Below are 14,903 nucleotides of genomic sequence, written 5' to 3'. Positions count from 1 at the left end.
GAGCGCCGGGGTCACGTTGCCGAAACTTGACTATCCCTTAGGGCCGCGCTTGGACCACGTCCACGCGTAACCGGGGTCTTCGGACGCGTCGGCCGCTTCGCCGAGCTCCAGCGGGGCGAAAGTGTCGACCATGACGGCGGTTTCGTCGAAGAACTCCGCGCCGATCGACGCCTCCGCCGCGCCCGGCTGCGGGCCGTGCGTGAAACCGGACGGGTGCAGCGACAGCGAGCCGACGCCGATCCCCGAGCCCTTGCGGGCCTCGTAGTTGCCGCGCACGTAGAACATCAGCTCGTCGGAGTCGACGTTCGCGTGGTTGTACGGCACCGGGATCGAGTCCTCGTGGTAGTCGACCTTCCGCGGGCAGAAGGAGCAGACCACGAAGTTCGGGCCCTCGAACGTCTGGTGCACGGGCGGCGGCTGGTGCACGCGGCCGGTGATCGGCTCGAAGTCGTCGATGTTGAACGCCCACGGGTACAGGCAGCCGTCCCAGCCGACGACGTCGAACGGGTGCGTCGCGTAGGTGTAGCGGGTCAGGCCGGCGCGGTGGCGCACGAGCACCTCGACGTCTTCGCCGTCTTCCAGAAGCGGCTCGGCCGGCCCGCGGACGTCGCGCTCGCAGTACGGCGAGTGCTCCAGGAACTGGCCCTTCGCCGACAGGTAGCGCTTCGGCGGCCCGATGTGCCCGCGCGCTTCGAGCGTGAAGAGGCTGACCTCGCCGTGCGGGAGGACGCGGTAGGTGCACGACGTCGGGATCACCAGGTAGTCGCCGTCGCCGACCTCGAGGCTGCCGTAGATCGTCTCGACGGTCGCGGAACCGCCCTGGACGTAGAACAGCTCGTCGCCGGCCGCGTTGCGGTACAGCGGGCTCGGCGCGGTCGCCGTCACGAAGCCGATGGAGACGTCGGCGTTGCCGAAAAGCCGCCGCCGGCCGGTCACCGCGTCGGCGTCACCGCCGAACTTGAGCTCGCCGGTCTTGTAGGCCCGCGGCTTGAGCGGGTGGTTCGGGGTGAGCGACCCGCGGTCCTCCTCGACGGCGACCGCGTCGACGATCGCCGTCGGCAGCCCGCGGTGGTAGAGCAGCGCGGAGTCGGCGGAGAAGCCTTCGACGCCCATCAGCTCTTCGGCGTAGAGCCCGCCGTCCGGCTTGCGGAAGGCCGTGTGCCGCTTGTGCGGGATCTCGCCTACCCGCCGGTAGTAAGGCATCGATGTCCCCTCCTGACGTGTCCGTTGTGCGAACGATTTTGTCCTCATGTCGTACGCTACTAGCGTGTCATTCGTGTCAAGCGCTGTGGAACTCACGCCCCCCGGCCCCCGTGGGATCCCTCCCCTGTTCGCGAGGCTCGTCGACGACTCGGCGCTGTTCCCGCCGGGCGATGCGGCCATGCCCGAAGCCCTGCGCGCGCATTTCGCGAGCCGGGAGTCCGAACACGCAGGTGTACTGGGGGTTTTTCTCTGCCAGGCGTCCCGTCTGCCCGAGCTGATCACCGAGTTGATCAAGATCAAGCCGAAGCAGCCGCTACCGCTTTCCTTGATCATCGACACCGGGCTCGGCGGTGTGCCGAAGGCGATTTCCATCGTCGAGTCGCGCAGTGAGCTGCTCGCGCTGCGGATGGTCGAGATGCCGGCCCCCTCCGACGTCGACGAGGTGTGGCTGGAACGCGTCTCGGAGTTCGTCCCCGAGGACGTCATCCGGGTGGTCGAGCCGCGGCGCGGCGTCGGCTGGCTCGACGGCGTCCGCAAGGTGATCGAGCACGGCAGCTGGCCGAAGATCCGCTGCGGCGGCAAGGCGGGCGAGAACTTCCCGAGCGTCGACGAGGTGGCGGACTTCCTGGCCGTCGTCAGCGGCTCCGCCGGCGCCTCGTTCAAGGCGACGAACAGCCTCCACCGCGCCGTCCGCCACGCCGACCCGGGTACCGGCTTCGTGCACCACGGCTTCCTCAACCTGCTCGTGGCGTCCGCGCGCAGCCTGGCCGGCGGCGACGTCCGGGCGGCCCTGGAGGAGACCGACGGCCAGGCGCTGGCCGACGAAGCCCGCGCGTTGCCCGAGCCGGCCGCGAAGGCCGTGCGAGAGCTCTTCGCGTCCTACGCGGCCGCTTCGTTCGACGAGCCGGTCGCCGACATGGGCGAACTCGGCTTGCTGTGACCGGCCGGGAGGGGTCGCTGACGCTCGACCGGGGCTTGGCGCTGCTGCAGGCGGTGGCCGACGCCGGCGGCGACGCGGCGACCATCTCCGAGCTGGCCGTGGCCATCGGGGCCAGCCGCGCGGCCGTCTACCGGCTGCTGGTGCCGCTGTCCGAGCGCGGGCTGGTCTGGCGCGACGGCACCAAGGTCCGGCTCGGCGTCGGCCTGCTGAGGCTGGCCGGGCAGGTGCTCCCGCAGCTGCGGGACGCGGCCGGCCCGGTGCTGCGCGAGCTGGCCGAGAAGGTTGGCGCGACCGCGCACCTGTCGGTCGCCCAGGGGGCGCAAGCGCTTGCGGTGGCTGTCGTGGAGCCGTCCTGGACGAGTTTTCACGTCGCCTACCGCGTCGGCAGCCGGCACGCCCTGAACTCGGGCGCGGCCGGCAAGGCGATGACCCTGCGCCCCGGCGGCGACGGCTGGGTGACGTCGGCCGGCGAGCTGGAAGCGGGCGCGTCCGGTGTCGCCGCGCCGGTCCGCGGGGTGCCCGGGCTGCGGGCGAGCGTCGGCGTCGTCTCCCTCGAACCTCTCAAGGCCACCGAGGTCGGTCCGCAGGTCGTCGCGGCCGCCGCCCGGCTGACCGGGGTGCTCCGAACGGATGCGTAGTTGGCGCACGGGCGCCGGGATGTGATCTCGTGGTGCCAGAGGCGGCTCGCCGGGGAGCCGCCGTGACCCGGCCGGGGGTGCGGTGAAGATTCCCGAGGAGCTCGTCGGCTGCGCGGTCCGCCGGACCGCGTTCGACTTCCAGGTGCGTCTCGAACTCGTCGACGAGCCGGCGGACGAGGAGCCGCGGGTCGACGCCGAACTGGTCGTCGAGACGGCGTTCCGGCTGCGTGACGCCGCAGGCCGCTGCCACGACCTCAGGCCGGCCACCGGGGCCGCGCTGGCGCCGGTGCTGGACCTGTTCGGCCGCACGGTGACCGCCGTCCGGCTGCGGTCCGGCAGCCTCGCGCTGACGTTCGACGACGGCGCCGAGCTGTCGGTCTGGCCGGATCCGGCGTACGAGTCGTGGTGGCTGACCGGGCACGGCGTCGAGCCGATCCTGGTCGGGCCGGGGGAGTCGAACTAGCGCCGGGACGCGGCCACGAGCGGCCGGACCATGGTCAGCAGCAGCGCGACGTCGACGCTGAACAGGAGCCGCTCGAACAGCCCGAGCGTGACCTCCTGGTGCGCCGGGCCGATGATCAGCGTGACGACGAAGCCGCCGAGCACGACGCCGACACTGGCGAAGCTCGCCGTGGCCAGGCGCCGGATCGTGCTGCGGCGCGGCTCCCACGGGCACCGCTCGCGACCCCTGCGGGTCAGCACGAACGCGGCCGCGGGCAACGCGACGAACGCCGTCAGCGCGGCGATGTTGTGCACCTGTCCGGACAGCGAACGCGCTTCACCGTCCGGGTCGACGCGCACGAGCCCGCACACCAGCAGCCCGGCGGACCAGACACCGAGCAGCACGCAGACGGCGGTGGTGCCCGGGCGGCGCGCCTTCGCGATGCCGGTGAGCAGGGCGACCGAGCCGAGCGCGAGCGCCAGGCACATCGCGCTGAACAGCGGCGCGGCCGACGAGCCGCCGAGCTTGCCGTAGACGTATTCCGAGAGCGTCTGCCAGATCGGGCTGACCTGGCTCGAGAGGCGCAGGTGCAGGTCGATCGAGATGGCCACGGCCAGGCCGATGCCGCCCAGCGCGAGCCTGCCGTGCACCGGCGAGACGGCGGTCTGCGGCTGCGGTGCGGTCACTTGCGGTTCTCCTGGCACATCGAGGACAAGGAGAAGGGCAAGGTGGTGTTCACCTTGCCCTCACCCTTTCGTTCCCGAAAGGTTACCGCGTGATCCTGTGAAGAGTCCGTACGTCCAGGTCAGAAAGCCAGCTGGAGCAGGGCGAACGCCGCGAACCCGGCGAACACGAACCCGGCGATGCGCTGGATCAGCTTCGGCCGGATCCGGTTGCGGATCTTCCCGCCGATGAACACCGCGAGCCCGGCCACCACGACGAGCGCGGCGAACGAGCCGACGCCGACGGCCAGGGGGTTGCCGATCCGGGCGGTCAGGCTCGCCGTCGCGAGCTGGGAGGCGTCACCCCACTCGGCGGCGAAGAGCACACCGAAGGACGTCAGCGCGGAACGCCAGAAGGACGCTGGCGAGGGGCCTGTGCGCGAAGCGTCTTCGCCTGCTTCGTCGGCTCCGCTGAATCCCTCGCGAAGGAGCATGAAAGCGCCGAGCCCGAACATGCCGGCCACGACCAGGGAAAGGACGACGTCCGGCAACAACGTCAACACACTGCCGAACGCGACCGCGATGACACATTGCACAGCGAACGCGGCGCACACCCCGGCGAATACCGGCCAGCCACGGAAACGGGTGGTCAGCACCAAGGTCGCGACCAGTGTCTTGTCCGGCAGCTCCACGGCGAGGACCAGGCCGAACGCGCTGATCAGCGCCACCATCGCGGTAGTCATGTGTATTTCTCTCCCCTTTCACTGCAACGATAAAGGGGAGGTTCAGCGAGTCGCAAGCTGATGGCTTCCGCGAAATTGCCGAATCGGTGCCCATGAATTTGTCATCGCGGACGGGCGCACAATTTTCTTCGGCGCGCCGAATTTTCGGTTGTGGTCTGCGGTAGGTTGCGGGCATGGGGTCACAAGCGCGCACTGCGCAGGTCAACGAGGTCATCCGCCGGCTGGACGCGCACTACGTCTTCCCGGACGTCGCGGCGAAGCTGGCGGAGGTGCTTCGCCGGCGTCTCGATGAAGGCGCGTACGCGGATCTCGACGACGCCGAGTTCGCGACGGTCGTCACAGTGGATCTGCAGTCGGTGAACGGCGACAAGCACGTGCGGCTGCGCCACCACCTCGACCCGGTCCCCGAAGACGGGGACGCGAAGTTCGACTCCGAGGAGTTCCGGGTCGAAGCCGAGCTGGAGGCGTTCGGCATCGCGGCGGTCCGGCGGCTGGCGGGCAACGTCGGCTACCTCGACACGACACTCCTCTACCCGGCCGAGCTGGCCGGGCCCGCGATCGCGGCGGCGATGACGCTGCTGGCGCCTACCGACGCACTGTTGCTCGACGTGCGCCGCAACCGCGGCGGCACCCCGGGCACGAGCGCGCTGCTGCAGAGCTACCTGGTCGACGAGCAGGTCAACTACCTGAACATCTACGAGCGCGAGGGCGACCGCACGACCCAGATGTGGACGCTGCCGTACGTGCCGGGCGCGAAGTTCGGCGGCACGAAGCCGATCTGGGTGCTCACCGGCCCGCGCACGTTCTCCGGCGGCGAGGACCTCGCGTTCTCCCTGCAGCAGCAGGGCCGCGCGAAGACCGTCGGCGAGCCCAGCCGCGGCGGCGCGCACCCGCGTGAACAGTACAAAGTGGACACCTATCTCGACGTGACCGTGTCGATCGCCCGCTCGTTCCACCCGGAGACGGGGGAGAACTGGGAAGGCACCGGCGTCCGCCCGGACATCCCGGTCGACGCGGAGAAGGCGTTCGACACGGCGTACGCGCTGGCCCTGAAGCACGTGCTCGAGCTCGGCGACACCGGCCCGCGGCGCGCGGTCGCCGAGGAAGCGCGGGCGGCGCTCGACCGGTTGTAGTCACCCAGGACGTTGGTCCTGGGCACATCGGGACCAGTTGAACTGGTCGCGCCGCCGGGCCCGGAGCACGCTGGGCTACGTGGAGGTCCTTGAGCTAGCGCGGTGGCAGTTCGGCATCACCACCGTCTACCACTTCCTGATGGTCCCGTTGACCATCGGGATGTCGATCCTGGTCGCGGCGATGCAGACCCGCTGGGTCCGCACCGGCGAGCTGCGGCACCTGCGGATGACCAAGTTCTGGGGCAAGCTGCTGCTGGTCAACTTCGCCATGGGCGTGGTGACCGGGATCGTGCAGGAGTTCCAGTTCGGGATGACGTGGAGCGCGTACTCCCGGTTCGTCGGCGACGTCTTCGGCGCGCCGCTGGCCATGGAAGGGCTCGTCGCGTTCTTCGTCGAGTCGACGTTCCTCGGCCTGTGGATCTTCGGCTGGGACCGGCTGCCGAAGAAGGTGCACCTGGCCTGCGCGTGGGCGTTTTCGCTGGCCACGATGGCCTCGGCGTACTTCATCCTGGCCGCGAACTCGTGGATGCAGCACCCGGTCGGCGTGACGTTCGAGAACGGCAAGCCGACGATGAACTCGATCTGGGCGGTGCTGACGAACAACACGGCTCTGGCCGCGATCCCGCACACGCTGGCCGGCGCGTTCTCGGTGGCGGCGGCGTTCCTGGTCGGCATCGCGGGCTGGCACCTCTGGCGGCGCGGCGACCACCAGGACGTCTGGCGCACGTCACTGCGCCTCGGCGGCTGGGTCGGCGTCGCCGCGTTCGCGGTCCTGGCGATCACCGGGGACACGCAGGGCAAGCTGATGTTCGAGCAGCAGCCGATGAAGATGGCGTCGGCGGAAGCCCTGTGCCACACGGAAAAGCCGGCGAGCTTCTCGATCATCGCGATCGGCGACGTCGCGGGGTCCGACTGCGAGGACGTCAAGACGTTCAACGTGCCCGCGCTGCTCTCGTTCTTGGCGCACAACGACTTCAAGACCGAGGTCAAGGGCGTCGAGGACCTGATCGGGGAGTACCAGGCGAAGTACGGCACGAACTACCCGGACGACCCGGACCTGGGTTCGCTGGCGGGCAAGCCGATCGACTACGTGCCGAACCTCCCGGTGACGTACTGGGGCTTCCGCATGATGATCGGCTTCGGCGCGGTGTCGGCGGGCATCGGCCTGCTGGCCCTCTGGCTGACCCGCCGCGACCGCATCCCCGGCTCACGCTGGTTCCCGTGGCTGGTGCTCCTCGGCGTAGCCACCCCGTTCCTCGGCAACAGCGCGGGCTGGATCTTCACGGAGATGGGCCGTCAGCCGTTCGTGGTGGCCCCGAACCCGTCCGGCGTCGACGGCGTCTGGATGTTCACGGCCCAGGCCGTCTCGCGGCTGTCGACGGGCGAGGTCTGGACGTCCCTCATCGCCCTGACCACGGTGTACGCGGTGCTGGGCGTGGTGGAGCTGTACCTGATGCGCAAGTACATCCGCGGCGGCATCGACGCGGTGATGCCCCCGCCGAAGCCCAAGAACGACGACAACGAACCGGGCGACACGCTCGCGTTCGCCTACTGAGGCGGCGACGATGAGCACCACGAAAACCCACACCCCGGCCGAGCCCACCCCCGCTGACCAGCCAAAACCCTCTGCCGCAGGCCCAATCGCCCCCAAAGCAGCCCCCACCCGTCCCGGGGGGCGTCCCCGAACCCAGCGTATCGGCTTGGTCACTCTCACGGGTTACCCACAGCAAATCTGTGGACAACTCGACCACTTGTGGATAACTCACGGCGATCGAGGCTTGGCCACGGCCGAACGTCGGACCGAAGTGGTAGGGGGCGTCCGATGACCCTCGCGACGATCTGGTTCTGCGTCATCGCCTTCTTCTGGGCCGGCTACCTGTTCCTCGAAGGCTTCGACTTCGGCGTCGGCATGCTGCTGCCGGTGCTCGCGCGCGACAACACCGAGCGCCGCGTCATGGTCAACACCATCGGGCCGGTCTGGGACGGCAACGAAGTCTGGGTGATCGTCGCCGGCGGCGCGATGTTCGCCGCCTTCCCCGGCTGGTACGCCAGTCTCTTCTCCGCCGCCTACCTGCCGCTTCTCCTCCTGCTGCTCGCCCTGATCGGCCGCGGCGTCGCCTTCGAATACCGCGGCAAGGTCGACTCGGACCGCTGGCGCCGCACCTGGGACCGCGTGATCATGGTCGGCTCGTGGATCCCGCCGCTCGGCGTCGGGCTGATCCTCGCGACGTCCGTCCTCGGCCTGCCCCTCGACGCCGAAGGCAACCGCGTCGGCTCCGCGTTCGCCGCCTTCCGCTGGGACACCCTGCTCGGCGCGGTCGCCGTCGCCGCCTTCTCGATCACCCACGGCGCCGCGTTCCTCGCCCTCAAAACCACCGGTGAACTGCGAGAACGCGCCCGGAACCTGGCGATCAGGCTGCTGCCCCTCGCGATGGTGCCGGTCGTCGCGTTCCTGGCGGTCGTCCAGTGGCGCGAAGGCACGCTGTGGACACTGCTCGCATTTGGGATCAGTGCTCTCGCCGCCGTAGTCGCCTGGCTGAAGCTGCGCGCCGACCGCGACGGCCAGGCGTTCGCCGCGCTCGGCGTCGTCATCGCCGGGGCCGCCGTCACCATGTTCGGCTCGCTCTTCCCGAACGTCCTGCCCTCGACCCTCGACGCCGCCAACACGCTGACCATCGCCGACACGGCGTCGAGCCCGTACACGCTGACGGTGATGACCTGGGTCGCCGTCTTCGGCGCCCCCGCCGTGCTGATCTACCAGAGCTGGACGTACTGGGTGTTCCGCAAGCGCATCGGCACCCAGCACATCCCGGCGGTCCACGCACCATGACGCAGCTTCCCGGGCGCGCTCCCCTTCTCGCCTCGGAGTCCACAGTGGACTCGGCGCGGCCGGGAAAGGGCCCGCTCGGCGCATTGCCGGCCCTCGTGCCGGCCGTGCGCCGAGCGCTGGCCCTGGTGGGATTCCTCTCGTTCCTCAACGCCGCCGCGCTGGTGGCCCAGGCATTCCTGCTCGCCGACGTCCTCGCGGCGATCGTCGGAGCGGGTTCCGGGGGACGCACCGCCCAGCTGGCCGCGCTGCTCGCGCTCGTCGCGACGCGCGCGCTGACCGGCTGGGCGGTGCGCACGGTCGCCGCCCGCGCGGCGGCGACCGCGCAACGCGAGTTGCGCGCGAAAGCCGTCGACCACGCCCTGCGCCTCGGCCCGGAGTGGATCGCCCGCCGCGGCCACGGCGAGCTGACCGCGCTGACGACCCGCGGCCTCGACGCGCTCGACGCGTACTTCCGCGAGTACCTGCCCGCGCTGGTGACGGCGGCCGTCGTGCCGCTCGGCGCCGGCGCGGCGATCCTGTTCGCCGACTGGCCGTCGGGCGTGATCGTCGCGCTGACCGTGCCGCTGCTCCCGGTGTTCGCGATCCTGGTCGGCAAGTTCACGGCCGGCCGCGTCGCCGGCGCCACCGACGCGACGCACCGGATGTCCGAGCGGCTGCTCGAACTGGTGCGCGTGCTGCCGGTGCTGACCGCGTTCCGCCGCGCGGCCGCCCAGGCCGAGACAGTCCGGAAGCTCTCCGAACGTCACCGCCGCGCGACGCTCAAGACGTTGAAAGCCGCCTTCTCCTCGGCGTTCGTGCTCGAACTGATCGCGACGCTTTCGGTCGCGCTCGTCGCGGTCGTGATCGGCGTCCGGCTCGCGGGCGGCCACCTGCCGCTGGCCATCGGGCTGGGTGTGCTGATCCTCGTGCCGGAGTGTTACCAGCCGGTGCGCGCGGTCGGCGCCGCGTTCCACGCCAGCGAGGACGGCGTCGAGGCGGTCCGCCGGGTCGCCGACCTGCTGGCCGTCCCGGCGCCTGCCATCGGTTCTGCGGTCCCGGATGGCTGTGACCTGCACGTTTCTTCGTTGCGGGTGGCCCGTCGGGGCGGCTTCGCGCCGGACGGCGAGACGTTCACGATCCGCCCGGGCGAGACGCACTGGCTCCGCGCCCCCAGCGGTGGCGGGAAATCGACGACGCTCGCAGCGCTCCTCGGCTTCGTTCCCGCGCACGACGGAAGCATCACGGTCGGAGCGACGGACCTCGCCGACGCCGACCTCACGCGCTGGCGCGAGCAGGTCGCGTGGGTGCCGCAGTCGCCGGTGTTCACCGGCGGCACGGTCCGCGAAGAGGTCGGCTCGGACGCCGGCCTCGCCGAGCTCGGCCTGGCCGGGCTGGCGAACCGTCCGGTGGCGAGGCTTTCGCTGGGGCAGCGTCAGCGCGTCGCGGTCGCGCGGGCCTTGCAGCGAGTGCGCGAAGGCGCGTGGCTCCTCCTGCTCGACGAGCCGACCGCCCACCTCGACGAGACCAGCGCGCGGCTGGTGCTCGACGCGGTGCAGCGCGCGGTCGACAACGGAGCCGCGGCGGTGATCGCGGCCCACGAGCGCACCGCCGCCGTCGCTATGTCGATTTCTCCTCCGGGCGCGCCTGAACCATCCACAAAGGACTCATTCGCGACGCCGCTGCCCTGGCGAGCCCTCCTCGACGGACGTCTCTTCGGCGGCGCGGCACTCGGCGCGGTGGCCCTGCTGGCCGGCGTCGCGCTGACCGCGACGTCCGGCTGGCTCATCGCCAAGGCGTCCCAGCAGCCGCCGATCCTGACGCTGACGGTCGCCGTGGTCGGCGTCCGCGCGTTCGGCCTGGGCCGCGCCGGCCTCCGGTACGCGGAACGCCTGGTCACGCACGATGCGGCGTTCCGCATCGCAGGCCGCCTCCGCGTGCGGCTGTGGAATTCCCTGGTCCGCCTCGGCCCGGCGCGAGGCCTGCGCGCGGGCGAGGGTCAGCGTCGCCTGGTCGCCGACGTCGACACGGTGCGCGACCTGCTGCCCCGGGTGGTGTCGCCGCCGCTGGTGGTGGCGTTGGTCGCGGCCGGAGCGATCGCGGTCCAGACCTGGGTCCTGCCCGCGGCGGGCTGGACGCTCGCGGCGGCGGTCGCGGCCGGATTGTGCGCACCGCTGGTCGCGCTGCGAGCCGAACGCCGCGCGACATCAGCGCTGGCGACCGGCCGACGCGACGTCGCATCGCGGGTCTTGGTGCTCTTCGAGGCAGCGGCCGAGCTGCTGGCGTTCGGCCGGGCGGCGGGGCATCGCCACACCCTCGCCGAGGCCGACACCCGGTTGGTGACCCAGGCCCGCCGCCAGGCCTTCGGAGTGGGCGCGGCGGAGGCCCTGGTGACACTGGCCTGCGGCACGGCGGCGATCGTGAGCACGGCCTTCGCGGCCCAGGCAGTCTCGGCTGGACGGCTTGATCCGGTGCTGGCGCCACTGCTGGCGTTGGTGCCGTTGGCGCTGGCGGAGGTGCTCGCGCTGCTGCCGCCGGTGGCCCAGCACTGGGACACGCTGAAGCAGGCCCGCCACCGCCTGGCCGACACCCCCGACGGAGCCGCGAAGCCAGCTCCGCGCGCCGGGCAGGGCAAGTCAGTGGCCGCCAGTTCGCGGCCAGCCGGTGCCGCGGAGTCTCGCGCCGAGTCGGCGACGGCAGGAATGCGCCGGGCCACCAGTCGGCAACTGGCTGAGGTTGCAGATGCCGCTGAGCCGACGGTCGAGGTGGCGGCAGTGTCGGGCTGGACCGCCGCGCAGCAACCCGCCGGCTTCGTGGGTGCTGCTGGGTCTCGCGCCGGGTCGGAGGCCGGGGCTGTCGGGTGGGAGTCGGCTGGCTTCGTGGGTGTCGCTAGGCCACGCGCCGAGTCGGAGGTCCGGGCTGCCGGGCGGGAGTCGGCTGGCTTTGGGGGTGCCGCTGGGTCTCGCGCCGAGTCGGAGGTTGGGGCTGCCGGGTGGGAGTCGGCTGGCTTTGAGGGTGTCGCCGAGCGTCGGTCGGGGTTGACGGCCTCCTGGTCGCGCAAGGCCGCCGGGTCGCGGTCGGCTGGTGTCGCGAGTGCCGCTCGGGCTCTGGTCGAGATTGCCGGACCTTCGGCTGAGCTCGAGACTGCTGTGCAGGTCCGGAACCCGTCGAGGGACCACGAGGTGCCGTCCGTTGAGCTGCGGGGTGCTGACCTCGGGTGGCCGGATGGGCCCGTCGTGTTGCGTGGTGTCGATCTGGCTCTTGCGCCGGGGACCTATGCGGCCGTCGTCGGGGGTAGTGGGGCCGGCAAGTCGACTCTGGTTGCCGCTCTTCTCGGGTTTCTCGCGCCGACTCGGGGTGTCGTCAGCGCGCCCGAGGGTGTTGCCTGGGCGCCGCAGGAGCCGATGCTTGCCGCCACCACCGTCGGCGAAAACCTTCGGCTGGCGCGGCCGGCCGCCACCGAGGACGAGCTGCGCGAAGCCTTGCACCGAGTGGCGCTCGACGACGTCGAGCCGGCGACTGTGCTCGGCAGTGGCGGTAGCGGGCTCTCCGGTGGGCAGGTGCAGCGTGTTGCGCTGGCGCGGGCCTTGCTCGGGGCGCCTTCGGCGGGGCTCGTGCTGCTCGACGAGCCCACCGCCCACCTCGACGAGCCGACCGCGCGCGTCGTGCGGGCGCGGCTTCGGGAGGCGCTCGCGGGGCGGACCGTGGTGCACGTGACCCACCGCGCCGACGAGGCCGGGGACGCGGACGTGGTGCTCGAGGTCCGGGACGGCCGGGTCGTCACACGAGTGCCGGTGGCCGGGGCGACGTGATCGATTCGCGCCGTGTCCTTGCCGCGCCGCCGCTGCGCCGCGCGATAATGACGGAACTCATGGATCCGACGCTTGCCGCGCGGGCGCTGTCCGCCGCCACCGAGATCACCAGCACCGCCCTGTCCGGCGACGACCCGGGCGCGGTGCTGGACACGGTCGTCGCCCGCGCCGCCGAACTCGCCGACGCCGACCTCGGCCTGGCCATGGTCAGCGCCGACGACGGCCGCGTGGTCGTCGAGGCCGCCCACTACGCCACACCTCACCCGGGCGAGGTCGCCGCGTCCGCCGACGGGCTACGCGCCACGCCGACTCGCACGGGGGTCACCGAGGTCGAGCCGGAAGGCGAGCCCGGACGCGCGAGCGAGCCGAACGCCTCGGCCGGCAACGCCGTCGCGGGGTCAGCCGCGTCAGCGCCGACCGCACCGGAGCCGGACACTTCGCGGCCGAGCGCGCGCGGCAGCGAACCGGCAGCCGCCGACAGCAGTACTGACGTCCCGGTGGTCGGGGAGTCGCTCCGCGGGCTGTCCCTTCCCGCCGACTCCGCGGCCGGACGGGTCGCCCGCGGTGGTGAACCCATCGCCAGCGATGACTTCACCGTCGATCCGCGGACCGCGCCCTACGTTCCCGCCGAACTGCACGGGTACGGGCCCTTCGCCGCCGCGCCGTTCGGGTCCGGGGGCCGCGTGCTCGGCGCACTCACCGTCTACCGGAAGCAGGGGCGCGAGCCCTTCTCCGCGGGGACGGTGGAAATGCTCGTCGCTTTCGCCGCGCAAGCCGGAGTGGTGCTCGCGCTCGCCGAGGGCGCCAACGCTCGCCACCGTGTCGCGCTCTACGAGGAGCGGGAGCGCATCGCCCGTGAGCTCCACGACGTCATCGTCCAACGCCTCTACGGCGCCGGGATGCAGCTCGACCGGGTGCGGCGCAACATGCGCAAGCGGTTCGCCCAGGCCGACGGCGCTCGCCTGTCCGACGCGATCGACCAGCTCGACCAGACCATCGAGGAGATCCGCGGGACCGTGCGCGCGCTGCGGTCAGCGGAACCTCGCCACGACACCGGCACGCCGGCCGACCTTGCCGAATCGGCGCGCGGCGAGGTCCGTATCGCGGGGGAGCTGCTCGGCTACCCGCCGACCCTGGAGCTGTCCGGTGAGTTCGCCGACGTCCCCGCCGAACGCGCCGATCACATCCGGGCCGCCCTGCGCGAAGCACTGTCCAATGTGGTCAGACACTCCGGCGCGAGCGAAACCCGCGTCACTTTGGCCCGGGACTCGCACGGCGTGAAGCTCCGCGTCCGGGACAACGGTTCCGGCGTCCCCCAAGGTGTCGCCACTCGCGGCCTGCGCCACCTCGCCGAACGCGCTGACGCCGCGGGCGGGAAGTTCTTCCTGAACTCCTCACCCAGCCTCGGCACCCTGGTGGCGTTCGACCTGCCTCTCGACTGACAAGCACACCTGACTCGGGCTCACCCTTCTCGGGTCATCCAAGCCTCCTTCCCACGTCCTCGGGAAGAATCTTACCGAATTCTCGAACATATATTCGACTCACGTTCGAGTGAATCCGGGGTGCGTAAACCCGGCCTGACGTGGCGCACGGTGACACGGCCGTGAAAAGTACGCAGCGAACGGCGGCTTGCGGACAGTCCCGCTGCGGCGGGTTACTTCTCCCGGCGCGCGACCCAGGCAGCGGCCTGCGTCCGGCGCTGCATGCCGAGCTTCGCCAGCACGGAAGTGACGTAGTTCTTGACCGTCTTCTCGGCGAGGAAGAGCCGCTCGGCGATCTCCCGGTTCGACAGGCCCTGGCCGATCAGCTCGAGCACGTCGCGCTCGCGCTCGGTCAGCGCGGCCAGCTCGTCCGTCGGCGGGTGGCGCATCTTGTCCAGCACCCGCGCGGTGCTCACCGGGTCCAGCAGCGACCGGCCGGCCGCGACCTCGCGGACGGCGGTCACCACGTCCTGCCCGCGCACCTGTTTCAGCAGGTAGCCCGCCGCGCCGGCCATGATCGCGCCGACCATCGCCTCTTCGTCGTCGAACGCCGTGAGCATCAGGCACGCCGGCGGATTCGGTTTCGACCGCAGCTCGCGGCAGAGCGTGATGCCGTCGCCGTCGCCGAGCCGGACGTCGACCACCGCGACCTCCGGCTCGACGTGCATCGCGACCGCCAACGCCTCTTCGACGCTGCCCGCTTCGGCGACGACCTCGATGTCGGGCTCGTCGCCGAGGAGGTCGCGGAGCCCGCGGCGGACCAGTTCGTGGTCGTCGACGAGCAGTACCTGGATCGGCATACCCCCAGGTTACGGGGTGGGCGGCCAATTCGCTCGAAGAGGTGACGGAGATCGTCCGACATTCCGACCGGTACGTATTACAACGAATTTCCGGGCGGAAGAAAACGCTGGTCAAGGCGATTCGACCAGCGATCCGGCGAAGAATCACGAGGCGCCCGGATTTTGGTTGGGCGCTGGCGTTCGCCGGCGGCCGCGCGAATTTCGGAAATGTCCGTAACGGCCTCGACGTGGTCGCGATATTAA

The 14,903-nt window shown here is 71.2% G+C and carries 12 protein-coding genes; 8 read left to right on the top strand and 4 right to left on the bottom strand.

The features are described 5' to 3' along the window. Positions 1–30: 30 nt before the first annotated feature. Entirely contained in the window at positions 31–1,203 is a 1,173-nt protein-coding gene (locus OG494_RS36185) for a homogentisate 1,2-dioxygenase (RefSeq protein WP_328446439.1), read from the bottom strand. An 85-nt stretch (positions 1,204–1,288) separates the two neighbouring features. On the opposite strand from OG494_RS36185, the gene OG494_RS36180 reads away from it, so the two are divergent. From OG494_RS36180 to OG494_RS36170, 3 genes are all read left to right on the top strand, one after another. Next, positions 1,289–2,143, top strand: coding sequence for a hypothetical protein (locus OG494_RS36180; protein ID WP_328459128.1), 855 nt, complete (start codon positions 1,289–1,291; stop codon positions 2,141–2,143). After that, the gene (locus OG494_RS36175) at positions 2,140–2,781 is read left to right on the top strand and encodes an IclR family transcriptional regulator (protein WP_328446438.1); all 642 of its coding nucleotides are present in this window, start codon (positions 2,140–2,142) and stop codon (positions 2,779–2,781) included. The genes OG494_RS36180 and OG494_RS36175 overlap by 4 nt, the downstream gene beginning before the upstream one ends. A gap of 82 nt (positions 2,782–2,863) precedes the next feature. Beyond that, entirely contained in the window at positions 2,864–3,244 is a 381-nt protein-coding gene (locus OG494_RS36170; RefSeq protein WP_328446436.1) for a DUF6188 family protein, read from the top strand. Here OG494_RS36170 and OG494_RS36165 read toward each other — a convergent pair. Together OG494_RS36165 and OG494_RS36160 are read right to left on the bottom strand one after the other, a co-directional pair. Beyond that, complete coding sequence (locus tag OG494_RS36165; RefSeq protein ID WP_328446435.1) at positions 3,241–3,909, bottom strand: DUF998 domain-containing protein; 669 nt, start codon at positions 3,907–3,909, stop codon at positions 3,241–3,243. The two genes, OG494_RS36170 and OG494_RS36165, sit on opposite strands and share 4 nt — an antisense overlap. A 119-nt stretch (positions 3,910–4,028) precedes the next feature. After that, the gene (locus OG494_RS36160; protein WP_328459127.1) at positions 4,029–4,616 is read right to left on the bottom strand and encodes a TMEM165/GDT1 family protein; all 588 of its coding nucleotides are present in this window, start codon (positions 4,614–4,616) and stop codon (positions 4,029–4,031) included. A gap of 185 nt (positions 4,617–4,801) precedes the next feature. Between OG494_RS36160 and OG494_RS36155 the strand changes: the two genes are divergently transcribed. The 5 genes from OG494_RS36155 (at position 4,802) to OG494_RS36135 (ending at position 13,821) form a co-directional block, all read left to right on the top strand. Continuing rightward, on the top strand, positions 4,802–5,761 hold the full coding sequence (locus OG494_RS36155; protein ID WP_328446434.1) for a S41 family peptidase: 960 nt from the start codon (positions 4,802–4,804) through the stop codon (positions 5,759–5,761). A gap of 79 nt (positions 5,762–5,840) precedes the next feature. Next, positions 5,841–7,316, top strand: coding sequence for a cytochrome ubiquinol oxidase subunit I (locus OG494_RS36150; protein WP_328446433.1), 1,476 nt, complete (start codon positions 5,841–5,843; stop codon positions 7,314–7,316). A gap of 267 nt (positions 7,317–7,583) precedes the next feature. Next, positions 7,584–8,591 (top strand): cytochrome d ubiquinol oxidase subunit II, encoded by a 1,008-nt coding sequence (gene cydB, locus OG494_RS36145; RefSeq protein ID WP_328446432.1) that lies wholly within the window; start codon positions 7,584–7,586, stop codon positions 8,589–8,591. Then, positions 8,588–12,379, top strand: a complete 3,792-nt coding sequence (gene cydD / locus OG494_RS36140; RefSeq protein ID WP_328446431.1) for a thiol reductant ABC exporter subunit CydD — start codon at positions 8,588–8,590, stop codon at positions 12,377–12,379. The genes cydB and cydD overlap by 4 nt, the downstream gene beginning before the upstream one ends. A gap of 59 nt (positions 12,380–12,438) precedes the next feature. After that, entirely contained in the window at positions 12,439–13,821 is a 1,383-nt protein-coding gene (locus OG494_RS36135) for a GAF domain-containing protein (RefSeq protein ID WP_328446430.1), read from the top strand. 212 nt (positions 13,822–14,033) lie between these two features. On the opposite strand, the gene OG494_RS36130 is transcribed toward OG494_RS36135, so the two are convergent. Then, a complete protein-coding gene (locus OG494_RS36130; protein WP_328446429.1) occupies positions 14,034–14,660 on the bottom strand; it encodes a response regulator transcription factor in 627 nt (208 codons plus the stop codon). Between the last annotated feature and the right edge of the window lie 243 nt (positions 14,661–14,903).

It is taken from the genome of Amycolatopsis sp. NBC_00438, from assembly GCF_036026695.1.
Lineage (GTDB): Bacteria > Actinomycetota > Actinomycetes > Mycobacteriales > Pseudonocardiaceae > Amycolatopsis.
Note: the sequence above shows the minus strand (reverse complement) of the source record. Positions and strands in the feature narration are given on the sequence as shown.

Bases quoted from the DNA above. Each gene is read 5' to 3' on its own strand.
- cydB (WP_328446432.1), top strand. From the start codon at position 7,584: ATGACCCTCGCGACGATCTGGTTCTGCGTCATCGCCTTCTTCTGGGCC.
- OG494_RS36155 (WP_328446434.1), top strand. From the start codon at position 4,802: ATGGGGTCACAAGCGCGCACTGCGCAGGTCAACGAGGTCATCCGCCGG.
- cydD (WP_328446431.1), top strand. From the start codon at position 8,588: ATGACGCAGCTTCCCGGGCGCGCTCCCCTTCTCGCCTCGGAGTCCACA.
- OG494_RS36185 (WP_328446439.1), bottom strand. From the start codon at position 1,203: ATGCCTTACTACCGGCGGGTAGGCGAGATCCCGCACAAGCGGCACACG.
- OG494_RS36135 (WP_328446430.1), top strand. From the start codon at position 12,439: ATGGATCCGACGCTTGCCGCGCGGGCGCTGTCCGCCGCCACCGAGATC.
- OG494_RS36160 (WP_328459127.1), bottom strand. From the start codon at position 4,616: ATGGTGGCGCTGATCAGCGCGTTCGGCCTGGTCCTCGCCGTGGAGCTG.
- OG494_RS36130 (WP_328446429.1), bottom strand. From the start codon at position 14,660: ATGCCGATCCAGGTACTGCTCGTCGACGACCACGAACTGGTCCGCCGC.